16 protein-coding genes are annotated in these 15,006 nt (G+C 70.3%); 5 read left to right on the forward strand and 11 right to left on the reverse strand.

Annotated elements, in window-relative coordinates; genetic code table 11:
* Positions 1–108 precede the first annotated feature (108 nt).
* From ispG to dxr, 3 genes are read right to left on the reverse strand one after another with little or no spacing between them, the layout of a single operon-like run.
* Complete coding sequence (ispG, locus tag E1166_RS11575) at positions 109–1,281, reverse strand: flavodoxin-dependent (E)-4-hydroxy-3-methylbut-2-enyl-diphosphate synthase (protein ID WP_132338337.1); 1,173 nt, start codon at positions 1,279–1,281, stop codon at positions 109–111.
* 9 nt (positions 1,282–1,290) lie between these two features.
* Complete coding sequence (locus E1166_RS11580; RefSeq protein WP_132268180.1) at positions 1,291–2,532, reverse strand: site-2 protease family protein; 1,242 nt, start codon at positions 2,530–2,532, stop codon at positions 1,291–1,293.
* Positions 2,532–3,743 carry a 1-deoxy-D-xylulose-5-phosphate reductoisomerase gene (dxr, locus tag E1166_RS11585; RefSeq protein ID WP_132268178.1) on the reverse strand — a complete coding sequence of 404 codons (1,212 nt, stop codon included), beginning with the start codon at positions 3,741–3,743 and terminating at the stop codon, positions 2,532–2,534. Before dxr ends, E1166_RS11580 begins: the two co-directional genes overlap by 1 nt.
* A gap of 147 nt (positions 3,744–3,890) precedes the next feature.
* Between dxr and E1166_RS11590 the strand changes: the two genes are divergently transcribed.
* On the forward strand, positions 3,891–4,724 hold the full coding sequence (locus E1166_RS11590) for an aminoglycoside phosphotransferase family protein (protein WP_132338339.1): 834 nt from the start codon (positions 3,891–3,893) through the stop codon (positions 4,722–4,724).
* 4 nt (positions 4,725–4,728) lie between these two features.
* Here E1166_RS11590 and E1166_RS11595 read toward each other — a convergent pair whose 3' ends face one another.
* From E1166_RS11595 to E1166_RS11605, 3 genes are all read right to left on the reverse strand, one after another.
* Positions 4,729–5,370 (reverse strand): Uma2 family endonuclease, encoded by a 642-nt coding sequence (locus E1166_RS11595; protein WP_132338341.1) that lies wholly within the window; start codon positions 5,368–5,370, stop codon positions 4,729–4,731.
* 152 nt (positions 5,371–5,522) lie between these two features.
* Positions 5,523–5,705: a DUF397 domain-containing protein gene (locus E1166_RS11600; protein WP_132338379.1), complete on the reverse strand. Its 183-nt coding sequence runs from the start codon at positions 5,703–5,705 to the stop codon at positions 5,523–5,525.
* A 4-nt stretch (positions 5,706–5,709) separates the two neighbouring features.
* Positions 5,710–6,591 carry a helix-turn-helix transcriptional regulator gene (locus E1166_RS11605; RefSeq protein WP_132338343.1) on the reverse strand — a complete coding sequence of 294 codons (882 nt, stop codon included), beginning with the start codon at positions 6,589–6,591 and terminating at the stop codon, positions 5,710–5,712.
* A gap of 456 nt (positions 6,592–7,047) precedes the next feature.
* Between E1166_RS11605 and E1166_RS11610 the strand changes: the two genes are divergently transcribed.
* Both E1166_RS11610 and E1166_RS11615 read left to right on the forward strand, forming a co-directional pair.
* Positions 7,048–7,311, forward strand: a complete 264-nt coding sequence (locus E1166_RS11610; RefSeq protein ID WP_132338345.1) for a hypothetical protein — start codon at positions 7,048–7,050, stop codon at positions 7,309–7,311.
* Positions 7,308–7,580 carry a hypothetical protein gene (locus tag E1166_RS11615; protein WP_132338347.1) on the forward strand — a complete coding sequence of 91 codons (273 nt, stop codon included), beginning with the start codon at positions 7,308–7,310 and terminating at the stop codon, positions 7,578–7,580. Before E1166_RS11610 ends, E1166_RS11615 begins: the two co-directional genes overlap by 4 nt.
* Before the next feature lie 47 nt (positions 7,581–7,627).
* On the opposite strand, the gene E1166_RS11620 is transcribed toward E1166_RS11615, so the two are convergent.
* The 4 genes from E1166_RS11620 to E1166_RS11635 form a co-directional block, all read right to left on the reverse strand.
* Complete coding sequence (locus E1166_RS11620; protein WP_132338349.1) at positions 7,628–8,347, reverse strand: MOSC N-terminal beta barrel domain-containing protein; 720 nt, start codon at positions 8,345–8,347, stop codon at positions 7,628–7,630.
* A 25-nt stretch (positions 8,348–8,372) separates the two neighbouring features.
* The gene (locus tag E1166_RS11625) at positions 8,373–8,984 is read right to left on the reverse strand and encodes a LysE family translocator (RefSeq protein ID WP_132338381.1); all 612 of its coding nucleotides are present in this window, start codon (positions 8,982–8,984) and stop codon (positions 8,373–8,375) included.
* A 221-nt stretch (positions 8,985–9,205) separates the two neighbouring features.
* Positions 9,206–9,592, reverse strand: a complete 387-nt coding sequence (locus tag E1166_RS11630) for a hypothetical protein (RefSeq protein WP_132338351.1) — start codon at positions 9,590–9,592, stop codon at positions 9,206–9,208.
* A 160-nt stretch (positions 9,593–9,752) separates the two neighbouring features.
* Positions 9,753–10,358 carry a dihydrofolate reductase family protein gene (locus E1166_RS11635; RefSeq protein ID WP_132338353.1) on the reverse strand — a complete coding sequence of 202 codons (606 nt, stop codon included), beginning with the start codon at positions 10,356–10,358 and terminating at the stop codon, positions 9,753–9,755.
* Between the two features lie 171 nt (positions 10,359–10,529).
* Here E1166_RS11635 and E1166_RS11640 point away from each other — a divergent pair, with 171 nt between their 5' ends.
* The gene (locus E1166_RS11640; RefSeq protein ID WP_132338355.1) at positions 10,530–11,123 is read left to right on the forward strand and encodes a TetR/AcrR family transcriptional regulator; all 594 of its coding nucleotides are present in this window, start codon (positions 10,530–10,532) and stop codon (positions 11,121–11,123) included.
* 188 nt (positions 11,124–11,311) lie between these two features.
* The gene (locus tag E1166_RS11645; protein ID WP_207914171.1) at positions 11,312–12,841 is read left to right on the forward strand and encodes an alpha/beta hydrolase; all 1,530 of its coding nucleotides are present in this window, start codon (positions 11,312–11,314) and stop codon (positions 12,839–12,841) included.
* 160 nt (positions 12,842–13,001) lie between these two features.
* Here the strand turns inward: E1166_RS11645 and E1166_RS11650 are convergent, their stop codons facing one another.
* Positions 13,002–14,978, reverse strand: coding sequence for a phosphatase PAP2 family protein (locus E1166_RS11650; protein ID WP_132338359.1), 1,977 nt, complete (start codon positions 14,976–14,978; stop codon positions 13,002–13,004).
* Positions 14,979–15,006 lie beyond the last annotated feature (28 nt).

The following is a 15,006-nucleotide window of genomic DNA, read 5'->3' on the forward strand; positions in this document are numbered from 1 at the left end:
GTGTATAAGAGACAGGAGAAAGGGTGGCTGTTCCGCGCGGAACAGCCACCCTTTCTCGTGCGCCGTGAGCCGCGACGCGGCGCGAAAGGCCGTCAGGGGGTCAGGGGGTCAGTGGACGGTGACGGTGGCCCCCGGGATCAGGCCACGCAGTTCCTCGGGCAGTTCCGCGCCCATCTCGTCAGCGAGCCGCAGCGCCTCCTCGATCAGCGTCTCCACGATCTGCCCCTCGGGTACGGTCTTGATGACCTGACCCCTGACGAAGATCTGCCCCTTGCCGTTGCCGGAGGCGACGCCGAGGTCGGCTTCCCGGGCCTCGCCGGGACCGTTCACCACGCAGCCCATCACGGCCACCCGCAGCGGCACCGGCAGCCCCTCCAGGCCGGCGGTGACCTCCTCGGCGAGCTTGTAGACGTCCACCTGGGCCCGGCCGCAGGACGGGCAGGAGACGATCTCCAGGCCGCGCTCGCGCAGGCCCAGCGACTCCAGGATCTGGGTGCCGACCTTGATCTCCTCCACCGGCGGGGCGGACAGCGAAACCCGGATGGTGTCGCCGATCCCCTCGGCCAGCAGCGCACCGAAGGCCACCGCCGACTTGATGGTGCCCTGGAACGCCGGGCCGGCCTCGGTGACGCCCAGGTGCAGCGGGTAGTCGCACCGCTCGGCGAGCTGCCGGTACGCCCGGATCATCACCACCGGGTCGTTGTGCTTGACCGAGATCTTGATGTCCCGGAAGCCGTGCTCCTCGAACAGCGAGCACTCCCACAGCGCCGACTCGACCAGCGCCTCGGCGGTGGCCTTGCCGTACTTGGCCAGCAGCCGCTTGTCGAGCGAGCCGGCGTTGACCCCGATCCGGATCGGCACGCCCGCGTCGCCGGCCGCCTTCGCGATCTCGGCGACCTTGTCGTCGAACTGGCGGATGTTGCCCGGGTTCACCCGGACGGCCGCGCAGCCGGCGTCGATCGCGGCGAAGACGTACTTGGGCTGGAAGTGGATGTCGGCGATCACCGGGATCTGCGACTTGCGCGCGATCGCGGGCAGCGCCTCCACGTCGTCCTGACTCGGCACCGCCACCCGGACGATCTGGCACCCGGACGCGGTGAGCTCGGCGATCTGCTGGAGGGTCGCGTTGACGTCGGAGGTGAGGGTGGTGGTCATCGACTGCACCGACACCGGGGCGCCGCCGCCGACCGGCACCGAGCCGACCATGATCTGGCGGCTGGCCCGGCGCGGCGCGAGTGGCGGGGGCGGTACGGCGGGCATACCGAGACTGACAGCGGTCACTTCAGGCACTCACCTTGAGAAGAACGTGATCGGGTTGATGATGTCCGCGGTTGCGGTGAGCAGCGTGAACGCCCCACCGACCAGGATCACCGCGTACGTGAGCGGCATGAGCTTGAGGTAGTCGACCCGGCCGGGGTCGGCGCGGCCGATCAGGCGGTACAGCCAGGACCGGGCGCGTTCGAACCAGGCGATGGCGATGTGGCCGCCGTCCAGGGGCAGCAGTGGCAGCAGGTTGAACACGCCGACGAAGAAGTTCAGGCTGATGAAGAGCAGGACGAGCATCTGCCAGACGCCGTTCTCCAGCGCCTCGCCGCCGATCCGGCTGGCGCCGACGACGCTGATCGGGGTGTCCTTGTCCCGCTCGCCGCCGGTGACGGCCTCCCAGAGGGCGGGGATCTTCTCCGGGATCCGCTTCATCGCCTCGAACGTGCCGACGGCGAGGTCCTTGATGTAGCCGCCGGTGGCCGGGATCGCCTCGATCGGGCCGTAGGTGACGGTGGCCGGGACACCCGGTGGCAGCGACGGGCCGGCCACGCCGAGGGCGGAGACGGTGACCGGGGCGCCCTTCGGGTCGTCCAGCGGCGCGCGTTGCACGGCGGTCAGGGTGGTGCGGACCTCGGCGGGCACGCCGTCGCGTTCGTAGCGGATCGTCGCCGGCTGGCCCGGAGGCAGCTCGCGGACGGTCTTGACCAGGGCGGTGTAGTCGGCGACGGCGACCCCGTTCACTGCGACGATCTTGTCGTCGTCGCGCAGGCCGGCCTGCTTGGCGGGGCTGACCGGATCGCCGGGGGCGCACTCGCGGGCCACGGTGGTGGGGATGACGCAGTCGACGACCTTGACGTACGCCGGCAGCGGGTTGGGCACGGCCTTGTTCGGCATCCCCATGAACATCGCGGCGAGCCAGATGGCGATCGCGGCGAGCGCGAAGTGGGTGATCGAGCCGGCGGACATCACGATCGTCCGCTTCCACACCGGGTAGCGCCACATCGCCCGGTGCTCGTCGGCCGGTTCGACGTCGTCGTCCTGCGGCGTCATGCCGACGATCTTGCAGAAGCCGCCGAGCGGGATGGCCTTGAGGCCGTACTCCGTCTCGCCCCGGCGGAAGGAGAAGATGGTCGGGCCGAAGCCGACGAAGTAGCGGGTGACCTTCATCCCGAACGCCTTGGCGGTCAGCATGTGACCGGCCTCGTGCAGGCTCACCGAGATGAGAATCGCCAGGGCGATCACCACCACCCCGAGCAGGTACAGCATCAGGCTCCCTTCCCCGACCCCGAGATGATCTCCTGGGCGTGCGAACGCGCCCACGACTCCGCCGCGAGCACGTCCTCGACGGTACCCGGTTCGCCGAAATCGGGAGCCTCGTCCAGCACCCGTTCGAGGGTGTCGACGATGCCGAGGAACGGCAGCCGGCCGGCGACGAACGCCGCGACGCACTCCTCGTTCGCCGCGTTGTAGACCGCCGGCCGGCAGCGCCCGGCCTCGCCGGCCGCCTTGGCCAGGGCGACCGCCGGAAACGCCTCGTCGTCGAGCGGCGCGAACTCCCAGGTGTGTGCCTTGGTCCAGTCGACGGCGGGGGCGGCGTCGGGCACCCGGTCGGGCCAGCCGAGCGCGAGCGCGATCGGCAGCCGCATGTCCGGCGGGCTGGCCTGGGCGATGGTGGACCCGTCGGCGAACTCGACCATCGAGTGGATCACCGAAGTCGGGTGGATCATGACGGTGATGTCGGCGTACGGCACGTCGTACAGCTCGTGCGCCTCGATCACCTCCAGCGCCTTGTTGACCATCGTGGCGGAGTTGATCGTGACGACCGGGCCCATGTTCCAGGTGGGATGCGCCAGCGCCTGTTCGGGAGTGACGTCGGTCAGCTCGTCGCGGCGTCGGCCCCGGAACGGCCCGCCGCTGGCGGTGACGATCAGCCGGCGTACCTCGCCCCGGGTGCCGGAGCGCAGGCACTGCGCGAGGGCCGAGTGCTCGGAGTCGACCGGCACGATCTGCCCCGGCCGCGTCACCGCGGCCTTCACCAGGTGGCCGCCGGCCACCAGCGACTCCTTGTTGGCCAGGGCGAGGGTACGCCCGGCGCGCAGCGCCGCGAGGGTCGGCGCGAGCCCGAGCGACCCCACCACCCCGTTGAGCACGATGTCGCAGGGCCACTGCGCCAGTTCGGTCATGGCGTCCGGGCCGGCGACGATCTTCGGTAGCTTGAAGTCGCCGGTGGCCCAGCCCCGCCGGCTGGCCTCGGCGTAGAAGGCGAGTTGCAGGTCCTGCGCGGCGGTGGACTTCGCCACCGCGACCGCCTCCACGCCCAGTTCCAGGGCCTGCGCGGCGAGCAGCGCCACGTTGCCGCCGCCGGCGCCGAGCGCCACCACCCGGAACCGGTCCGGGTTGCGCTGCACGAGGTCGATGGCCTGGGTGCCGATCGAGCCGGTGGAACCGAGCAGGACGAGGTCTCGGGGAGTGGTCACCGGGTCATTCTGCCCCGCGCCCGCTGTACGCCCGCTGGGAGCCTCAGCCGTCGTGGCTCTCTGACCGACTACTCGGGTAGGTTCCCCACTGCGACAGTGCGGCGGGAATGTACGGCAGGCAACGCGCAAGGGAGAGGGCCGGCGACGATGCAGGCGTCGGAGTTCCAGCGTGCGGTGGCTGCGGCAAGGTCGATCGCAGCATCGGTTGGTCTGACGGCCGACGACGCTGTCGTTCTTCAGGACTCGAACAAGCTCACTCTGCGCCTGCTGCCGTGCGACGTGCTGGCCCGGGTGGCACCTGCGGCGGATCAGGTCGCCCAGACCGAGATCGAGCTTGCTCGACGGCTCGCCGAGTGCGGGAGCCCGGTAGCCGCTGTTGAGCCCCGAGTGGAGCCACGGGTCCACGAGCGTGACGGGTTCGTGGTCACGCTGTGGACCTACTACGAATCCGCGCCGCCTCGACAGGTCTCACCAGCCGACTACGCCGAAGCACTCCGGCGACTGCATGCCGGCATGCGCACGCTCGATGTCCCCACCCCGCACTTCACGGATCGCGTCGGGCAGGCCCAGCGACTCGTGGCGAGCCGCGACCTCACCCCGGCTCTCGCCGACGCGGACCGGGAATTCCTCGGCGACACGCTACGAAGCCTGCGGCGCAGGGTCGGCCGGAGGGGCGGAGCCGAGCAGGTACTGCACGGCGAACCGCACCCCGGCAACGTGCTCGCCACGAAGAACGGGCTGCTGTTCATCGACCTTGAGACGTACTGCCGTGGGCCGGTCGAGTTCGACCTCGCCCATGCGCCCGAAGAAGTCGGCGAGCACTATCCGGGTGTCGATCAGCATCTGTTACGCGAGTGCCGGATCCTCGTGCTGGCGATGATCACAGCGTGGCGCTGGGATCGAGACGACCAGTTCCCCGACGGGCGCCGGCTCGGCATCGAATGGCTCAACCAGATTCGGGCGGCGCTCGACCCCCGCTGAAGCCTCAGCGCCCGGTGCCCGGTTCCTCCGGCGGAGCCTCCTCGTCGAGCAGGTCGGCCGGATCTATCGAGAACTCGAACGGCTCGCGCATGATGAAGGTTGTCCCCGCAGCGGCAGCCGACACAGGCCGATACTCTCCGTCGCTCAACTCGAAGAGTGCGATGGTGGGAACCCGGTTACGAAGATCGACACGAAGGAAGAAGGGAACGCCGGCTGCGGCGTACTCGCACGGCCGGTCGATCACGTCCTTGCGCCGGTTACCGGGAGAGACGATCTCGCCGAGTAGCACGGCATGGCTGATGTCCATCGTCGTCCGCCCACCGCCGGGCGCGTCGAGGATCACAATGTCCGGGATGAAGAGGTCTTCACCAGAGACGACGTTAGTTTCGGAATAGAGCCACAGCTTGGCTCGGCGAGCCGCCTGCTTCAGCAGGTATGCAAGGTCAAGCTCTGCGTTCTGGTGGTCATATCCGGCATGTGGTGTCACGATCACGCTTCCGCTCAGGACCTCGACCTTGGGACCGTTGGTCTCCGGCAACAGGTCGAGGGCGAGCTGGGCGGTCCACGGCTCGTCGTGCCAGCGCAGCACGTCGAACGACGGTTCGGTCGGCTGCGCCGGCTCGGGCACGAATGCGGCCTGGGCCATCCGGGCTCACCCCCTCAGCGGAACATCCTGCTGCCGACCAGCCTAGTCCCGCAGCCCCGCCCGGACCCGCGTCGCACCGCCTGTGCGTCGTCGTCGACAGATCGGGCGATCCGGGTGCCCCCGGTGGTCGGGGCACCCGGATCACCCGGGCGTCACGGGCGGCTGGTGAGTGCTTCCGAGCGGGTGGCCCGGACGAAGCCCGTCCAGGCGTCCGGGGTGAAGGTCAGGGCCGGCCCCCGCCGATCCTTGCTGTCCCGCACCCCGACCGAGTCGGCGAAGCCCGCCACCTCGACACAGTCCCCCTCGCTGCCCGAGCGGGAAGACTTGCGCCACAACCCATCACGTCTCATGTGCCATCTCTTTCGCGATATCCGTGATCAGCTCACGGGACTCGTCAGCGCCCAACGCCAGCTCACCAAGCGAGCGCCAGGCTTCCTCGTAGATCCGAATCTCGTGTGGCTTGTCAAGGTAGACCGCACCGCACGGGCCGTCCATATAGACGGTGGTCGGCTCTTGCTCCCGCACGTCGGTGGGGAAGTCGAGCATCGTGAAGGTGCCCACCGACGCCCATCGGGGTAGCCCAGCGTCCAGCGGCAACACCCGCAAGCTCACGTTGTGCCGCTGACTTGCCGTGATCAAGGCCGCCAACTGCCGGGCCATTGCCGAACGATCGCTAAGTGGCCGACGCAGGGCGGCCTCACTGACGATCACGTCGAGCTGGGGTGCCCGAGGCACGGCACGCACCAACAGCCTCTGCCTGCGGAGCCGAACATCCACCTTCGCCTGGCGCTCCTGCTCGGACAGGCCGGGTTGGTCGATGGCGATCAACTCCCTGATGTACTCCACCGTCTGCAACAACCCTGGAACCAGGTCGGCTTCGTACTTGCGGATTCTGGACGCGGCGGCTTCCAGGCCGACGTACAGCTTGAACCAGTCCTTGATCGCCTCCCCATAGCTGTGCCACCAGCCGTGCGCCTTGGTCTCCCGGGCCAGCGCACGCATGGTCTCGATGGTCTCCCGCGACGCCCCGTAGACCCGGCACATGGCCTCCACGTCGTTCGGGTGCATGGAGACCTGACCGGTCTCGTACCGCCAGATCCGCGGTGCCGACCATTCCAGTTCCTTGGCCGCCGCCGTGACGGTGACGTACGCGTTTTCGCGAAGTTCTCTCAAATACCTGCCGAGTTGCCTACGCGGGACGGTGCTTCCCGAGTCGTCCACGTCATCAACCTCTCTGCTGTCGCGTAAGGCACCTCATCCCTTGGTCCGCATTCTTCTGTAAAAGATTGCCTCGCCGCAATGCCTGAACCGAACATCGGAAAGGGCCGCCGGCCAGCCACGGCGACCCGGCGGGCGGGAGTCATCTCATCAGCCTCATCCCACTTCCGCCCGCACCACAATAGGGCTGAACATTCACGGAGGCGCGCGCGTGGGAATTGTCGGAAGACGTTATCCCATTGACCCGGTACCGACGGCACCTCGGCACCGACGAAACTGGTCCCGGTGGGGCCGGTACTGCGTCTGCGGGTTGCGCTGGCCCTGCCCGGACCGGCACGCCGTGGTACCGGCGCGTCAGCCACCTGCGGCGGTCCCGCCGCTGCCCGCGCCGCGCAACCAGCGGTGGCACCGTCACGCGGCAAACCTGACGGCGCGGAGCCGGGGGAACGGGAGCCGGTGGTGACCCGGCGGGAACCCGTACCGCTGGTGGCGGTCGGCGATCTGGTCGAGATCGGCGAGGCGGACTACTGCTACGGCACCGGGACGCTGCGGCTGCGGATCACCGAACGCCCCGCCGGGCTCGACCGCCCCGGCCTGGAGTGGGTGGAGCTGACCGGGGTGGAACTGTGGCCGGACGGGCGCGCGGCGCGCGGCGGCGAGCCGCGTACCGCGCTGGTCCGGGTCGCCGCGCTGCGCGCCCGGCCCTCCGGCGGCCGGCGGTGACCGGCGGCCCGCCCACCGCCGCCGGCCCCGGCCGGCACGTCGCGGCCCGCCCCGCCTGGCGGTGCCGGGCGTGCGGCGCGCCGTGGCCCTGCCAGCCCGCGAAGCTGCACCTACGCCAGGAGTACGCCCACGACCGGGCCGGCCTGGCCACCTACCTCTGCCTGCTGATGCAGGACGCGATCGGCGACGAGCTGCGACTGCGCCCCGGCCGCGTCGACCCGGCGGAATACTTCGCCCGGTTCATCGGCTGGACCCGCCTGACGGCGTGACCCGGAAGCTCGAGACACCCACGACCAAGATTGATTCGCACAGTGCATCAGGTCAGTTCGATGGTGTCCCCGATTCGCACGCGTCCCGGCTGCGCGACCGTGGCCAGGGCGTCGAGCCGCATGTCGTGTGCCCGCGCGATGGCTCGCAGGATCAGTGGGGAGTGCGGCAGGTCCTGCTGGGCCTCGTTGGTCATCACGCATCGTTCGCTGGAGCGTTCGAACCGTATCCGCAGGGCGTCGCCGCCGATCCGGGCGGTACGGCCGAACCACTGGTCCTCCACGAACGGAGGTGTTCCCGGTGCTGTCCGCACCAGCAGGTTGGGCCGAAACCGGCGCTCGTCGACCGGCACACCGGGAACGGCCGCGCAAACCCAGTCGAGGGTGGCGGTGGTCAAGACGCTGAGCGGGAGCTGGTCGAAGTGCGAGATCGCAGCCTCGCGGGCTACTTCGACGTCATCGCGGCCCAGGTAGTGCCGCACATAGGAGGTCGGGTCCGGTACCGGCTCGCCGTCCGGGTCCAGCAGCTCGGGTGCCTCCGCCGCTGCTCCCTCTGGGTATCGGGAGCGCAACTGCAACAGCCCTGGCATGCGTCGGAACCGGCGTGTGTTCTTGCCCGAACCGAATTTTCCCTCGGCGTCCCGCACCGCGTAGAGCCGGTCGCCAACGAGGCCACGGGCATCCACGACGGCCTCGTCCAACAGCTCACCGCCGGTGGACTTGATGGGGTACCGCCAGATCCGCTCGATCGTCCCGAGCCCTGTGCTCATGTTCGCCCCTCCCACGAGTCGCCTGTCAGTTGGCCTCCGCGGCTACCCGCACCCCGAAGCCGACCAGCACCACACCCGTCACGCGGTCCAGCAGGCGCCGGACGCGAGGCCGCTCGAAGACCGAGCGCGCCCTGGAGACGAGGTAGGCATAGAACCCGAGCCAGGTCAGCGTCAGCGCGGCGTGCAGCAGGACCAGCAGGCCCAGGCCGGTCGGCGTGGGCAGTTCGGGTGGGGCCAGGGTCGGCAGCAGCCCGGTGTAGAAGACGGCGATCTTCGGATTGAGGAGATTGGTGGTCAGGCCCGTCAGGTACGCTCGCGCTGAGGGGGTGGCCGTCGATCCGGCGGTCCGCGGCGCGGGACGGCGGCTTTGCCAGAGGGCCTGCACCCCGAGGAAGACCAGGTATGCGGCGCCCAGGATCTTGACGACGAAGTACGCCTCCGCCGAGGCCGCGAGGATCGCCGCCAGCCCGACGACTGTGAACACACCCCACACGAGCAGCCCGGTGGTGATCCCGGCGGCGGTGCGCAAAGCAGCCGCTCGACCGGAGGCGATCGCACGCTTGGTGACCACCGCCATGTCCGGCCCCGGCACCACGGTCAGCAGGCCGAGCACACCAACCGCTATGGCTGTCTGCATCCACACGAAGTCAGTCTGCTGGGAAGCCATCACAGCTGGTATGTGACAACGATCATGATCGCGCGTGCCCACGGCATCATCGATGCCCTGACCAGCACGAACGTGATGACCTGATCAAGCGGCAAACGTACGGACGCGCGGGCTTCACCCTCCTACGACATCGCATCCTCATCGGATAGCCAGCACCGTCCGTCACCACCGAATGTGAGACAGAGCCGAACCTACGCAGTCCCTCCTGATGGCCGCTCCCCGCGCGTGCGGGGGTGGTCCGGCGGATGGGAGCCCTGGGGTTCCTGGACGGGCAGCGCGAGTGCGGCTTGGAGGGCGGTGTCCAGGAAGGCGAGGGTGTCGCGGCGGCGGGCCAGCGGACTTCGGTAGCTGCGGCGACCCTCAGCACCGTCGGTGCGCAGCCACAAGCTCTCGGCAATGAGGCTCTCCGCCTCGGCCAACGCTGCCATGTCCCGCGACTCGGGCTCTAGGCGTCGATCGGTCACCGCGACGAAGTCGATGTCGCTGGCCGTGCTGAGCCGACCGCGCCCGGCACCGCGGGGACGAAAGCCGTCCAAGACGCTCCGACCGACCTCGACCGGAAGACCATCGCCAGGCATGCAGGCCAACCTACCGACCGTCCGCAGCATGGAGGGCTGGTGGGAGTCGGTCTTCGGAGCGCCGAACGCGGCGGCGGTCCGCGCTTCCGCTCGGGTCCGTCCGGCCCGAATGTCCGGCTCGCGGCGCGACCCGCAGTCCGGTACGACGGGCGCTGCCGCGCTACCGGACGCATCGGTAGTACAGGTGGGTGACACCGTCACCGGGGGTGACCCGGATGGGCTCCAGTTCCTTCCAGCCGGCACCGATGTGGTCCCACAGCCGGACTCCGGTGCCGAGCAGCACAGGTGTCTGGTGCAGGTGCAGTTCGTCGAGCAGCCCGGCGGCGATGGCCTGCTGGACGATGCTGGCTCCACCCGACAGGAACACGTCACGGCCCTCGGCCGCCTCGGTGGCCTGCTTGATCGCGGATGCCAGCCCGTCGGTGACGAACGTGAAGGTGGTGCCGGTGCGGTGCAGCGGCTCGCGTTCGCGGTGGGTGACCACGAACACCGGGGCGCGAAACGGTGGTTCCTCGCCCCAGGGCTCCTCGCCGAAGTCGAACATGGTGCGGCCCATCACGTAGGCGCCGGTGCTGGTGAACTCATCGGCGACCAGATCTGAGGAGACCGAGTGCTGGCCGCCGGTCATGCCCTGTCGTTCGCGCCAGGCGGCCAGGCCGAACACCCAGTTGTGCACCCGGTTGTGCACCGGGAACCATTGTTCGGGATCGCTTGCGCCGACGTAACCGTCGACCGAGATCGACATTGCCGCGACAACCTTGCTCATCGGGCACCACCCTGAAAGAGCCAGGCCACGGGCTTGCGCTTTGCCATGATGCTTCCTTGTCCAGTAAACCGCTACACGCCAGGTGTCGTGTAGCTTCGACTAACGACACGGTACGTGTCGTGTCTTCCGACTGTCAACACGACACGTGCCGTTTCTTGTTAGAGTGCCGCCATGCCCGCCTCGCCCAACCCGCTGCGCCGGAACGAGTCCAGCCGCCGGGCCATCCTGGACGCAGCGCTGAAGCTGTGCGCCGAGGTCGGCTACGGTCGGCTCACCATCGAGGCCATCGCCGCTCGGGCCGGGGTGAGCAAGAAGACGATCTACCGCTGGTGGCCGTCCAAAGGAAGGGTCATCCTGGAGGCCGTCGACGACGTGGCGACCGTGGTGGCCGACTACCCGGACACCGGCGATCTCGCCACCGACCTGCACACCCAGCTCACCGCGGTCATCGACCTACTCACCCCGCCGGACCGCTCCCCCGTCGTCGGGCTGATCGCCGAAGCCCTGCACGATGCGGATCTGGCACAGCAACTGCGGGAACGGCTCATCCGGCCGCGCATCGCCCAGTTCAAGGAACGGATGCGCCAAGCCCAGCTCAGCGGGCAGGTGGCCGCCGACGCGGACCTGGACCTCGCCGTGGACCTGGTATACGGGCCTCTTTATCACCGACTCGTCTTCCACCTCGGCATGCCGGACGCCCGGGAACTGGAGTCGCTGGTCGCGTACGCCCTGCGCGCGCTCGGCCCGACATCCTCGGCTCGGTGACCGCTCCGGTAGCGCCCGGCAACAGCACGCGCCCCGCGAACCCCGAATGATCGTCATCGACTCGGCCTCACCCGGCGTGGAACGGCACCCCTACCATCAGCACCATCGATGAACGGAGGTGCTCGATGCTCGACCACGGGAGCCCCACCCGTCGGCCACGGATACGGCGGTCACTCGCGCTCGTCACGGTGGCCGTGTTCGCGGCCACGCTCACCCCGGCGAAACCGGCAGGAGCCACGGCTGCAACGGCCGGGCCGGTCTGGGGCACCTGCCCGCCCCCGGCCGAAGGTTCCGGGCGCGACGCCCGCCAACAGTGCGCCACACTGCGGCTGCCGCTGGACCATCGCAAGCCGCGTGGCCGCCAGATCGACGTCACGATCTCACGGATCGCCACCGCCGAGCCGGGCCTACGGCGCGGCATCCTGCTGTCCAACCCGGGCGGGCCCGGCGGCTCCGGGCTCGACCTGCCCAGCTTCCTCGCCGCCGCGCTGCCGGCCGAGGTGCTGACCCGCTACGACCTGATCGGGTTCGACCCGCGCGGTGTCGGGGCGAGCACGCCGATCACGTGCGGCATCACCGACCCGGTCGCGGTGACCGACCTCATCCTGCCCTACCCGGCGCCGGACGGGTCGATCGCCCGCAACATCGAGTTCGCCCGGACGACGGCGCGCGACTGCGCGGCGCACTCCGGCGAGTTGCTGCCGCACATCACCACCGCCAACACCGCACGCGACATGGACCGCATCCGGGCCGCGCTCGGCGAGCCGAAGCTGTCGTACCTCGGGTACTCATACGGCAGCTACCTCGGCGCGGTCTACACCTCGCTGTTCCCGGGCCGCAGCGACCGGATCATCCTCGACAGCGCGGTCGACCCGACCCAGATCTGGCACGGCATCTGGCGGCAGTTCGGCCCGTCCACGGCGGTGCGCTTTCCCGACTTCACCGCCTGGGCCGCCGCCCGCAACGACGGGTACGCGCTGGGCACGACACCGGCGGCGGTGACCCGAACCTATTACGCGACCGCCGCGAAGCTGGACCGCGAGCCGGTCGTGACGCCAGAGTTCGTGCTCACCGGCAACGTCTACCGCGCGATCACTCGCGCCCTGCTGTACGACGACCGCAACTTCCCGCTGCTCGCCACGATCTGGCAGGAACTCGCCCAGGCGACGCCACCGGCGGCCCTGGCCGCGCTGCGACGACGGGCAGCAGCCGCCCAGGTACCGGCCGACAACAGCATCGCCGTCCTCTACGCGATCGCCTGCGGCGACGTGGCGTGGTCGCGCGATGTCGACCGGTACGCCCGCGACGTGGCCGTCGACCGCCGGCTGTTCCCGATCACCGCCGGCATGCCGGCCAACCTCTGGCCGTGCGTGTTCTGGCCGAACCGCCCGCTGGAACCACCGGTGGCGGTGACCGGCAAGGGGCCACGCAACGTGCTGATCCTGCAGAACCTGCGTGACCCGGCGACCGGCTGGCGGTCCGCGTTCGGGCTGCGCCAGGCGCTGGACCGACGGGCCGCGATGGTCACCCAGGACGCGGGCGGGCACGGGGTGTACGGCATCCGGTCCGGTCCGTGCGCCGCCGACATCGCCACCGCGTTCCTCACCACGGGGACGCTGCCCGACCGGGACCGCTTCTGCCCCGGTCCATCACCCGACGACGTCGGCATCGCGTCACTCGCCCCGCCGATACCGTCCGGTCCGCTCGCCGTCCGATAGACCGTGACGATCCCGCGCACCAGGATGTTCGGACGGTTGGGCGTCCTGGTGCGCCGGGACAGGTTCCACCAGCGCTCACGGGGAGCGCGCACGCCTGCCCGGACAGGTCAACCGGGAAGGCCCTGACCCGGGACGACGCCCGGGCCAGGGCTCCGATGGTTCAGCTCTTGCGGAGGCGGACCGAGACCGCGGTCTTGACCTGGATCAGCTCGGCCCGGTAGCCCTCGACGCCGGTGAGGGTGACCGTGCCGAACCGCCCGTTGACCTGCCGGGCCCGCAGCACCGGCACCACCGCGCCCGGTGCCGGCGGGCGCTCCGGGTCGAGGGCGAGCACCAGTTCGGCGCGGGCACCGATGGTCACCGGCCGGGTCACCGTCAACGCCGGCCGACCGTCGTCGCGCAGGTTCACCGCCAGTACGGCCCCGTCCGCCTGGCGGTAGTCGCCGTCGACCCGCACCGGGCCGGCGGCCCGGTCCAGACGCAGCGTGCCGCCGCGTACCTCGACCGGGCCGTGGCCGAGCGCCGTGGCCGAAGCGGCCACCAGGGTGCCGGCCAGCAGGCGGGTGCCGCCGGTGAAGCTGTTCCGGCCGCTCAGGGTCAGCGTGCCGGTGCCGTTCTTGACCAGCGCGCCAGCACCGTCGATGTCGTTGCGCCAGGTGTCGGCGGCGTGGAAACCACCGGCGGCGGCGTCCATCGTGACCGTCACCGTGTCTGGCAGCGAGCCGTACCCGTCGGCGGCGGCGAACAGGTTCAGCCGGCCCCACTGCTCCGGCCCGTCCAGCAGCGGGTAGCCGCCGGGCAGCGCGGTGCTCGCCAGCACCGCGCGGCGCTGCTCGGCGTCCAGGTAGGGCAGCCGGGTCTCCAACAGCACCTCGGCGCCCTTCGGCACGACCAGCGGGGTGTCCGGGCCGGCCTGCGGAAGAATGTACGTCCACCGGGGCGTGATACGCGCCAGGTTCGCCGCCCGGTCCGCGTACGGGTCGGTGTCGGGGCCCGCCGAGTGGGCGTACGCGAAGAGGTCGGCGGCGTTGGTGCGGGCCTGGAGGTATTCCGCTGCCTGGCGGCGGGCGGCCACCTTCAGCTCGGCGTTGGCGGGGTTGCCGAGCACGGCGGCGGCCAGCGCGGTGGCCAGGATCCGCCCGCCGATCACGTCGACCGGGGAGTGCATGCCGGCGCTGATCCGGCTGTCCGAGACGTCGCTGGCGCGGGCCAGCAGTTCCTGGAACCGCTCCGGAATCGCGTAGGCCAAGGCGAACGCGGCCAGCCAGGCGGCGTTGGCGTGGCCGCTGGGGAAGCCCCCGTCGTCGGCCGGGGTCTCGGAGCGCTGTCGGAGCAGCTGCGGGGCGACGACGGTGTCGGCGTCGTAGACCGGCACACCGAGCACCGGGATACCGCCGGTCGGGACCACCCGGTTGTCGTCGCTGAGCCGCCACGGACGCGGGTACCGGTAGGCGGCCTTGCTCGGGTTGCTGGAGGTGAAGTTGCCTCGGACCGTGTTGACCAACGTGACGACCGTGCCGAGCGCCGAGGCGGTGGAGCCGGCGCCGAGCGCCGACCCGGCCGGGGCGTCCGGGGGCACGGTGTCGTTGATCCGGGCCGCCGGGACGCCGTCCGGCGCGGAGGTAATCCCGGTGACGGCCAGGGAACCGGCCAGGTACGGCTCGGCCAGCGGCCCGAGGCCCCGGATCGCGCTGTAGCTCTGGTGCTGCCGGTCGTAGATGAACGCCTGCTTCGCCTCGGCCTCGCTGCGCTCACTCGTCCGCTTCACCACGTAGCGGATGTTGGCGCGCAGCACCTCCGGGCTGCGGGGCACCCCGTTGTCCCAGGTTGAGCCGGTGCTCCAGAGCTGCTCGAAGCCGGCGAGGATCCGCACCGCCGCGTTGGTCTGCGGGGTCAGGTTGGCGTTGATGTTCGTGGCGTAGTCGTCCACGAAGGACCGACCCGGGTACTGGGGCGGCGGTGGCACCTGCCCGGCCTTGACGGTCGCTGCCGTGGCCGGATCGTTCGTCGGGGCGGCGCTCGCCGGGGTGGGGGCCAGCCACTCGCCGGCGACCGGAAGGACGGCCAGGGCCGCCGAGGTCCCGACCGAGCGGCGCAGGAAGCCGCGCCGGTCCAGAGATGTGTGCGCAGAGGTCATGGCTGCCGACCTTGACTAAGCATCATGA

The organism is Micromonospora sp. KC213 (assembly GCF_004348325.1).
Taxonomy (GTDB): domain Bacteria; phylum Actinomycetota; class Actinomycetes; order Mycobacteriales; family Micromonosporaceae; genus Micromonospora.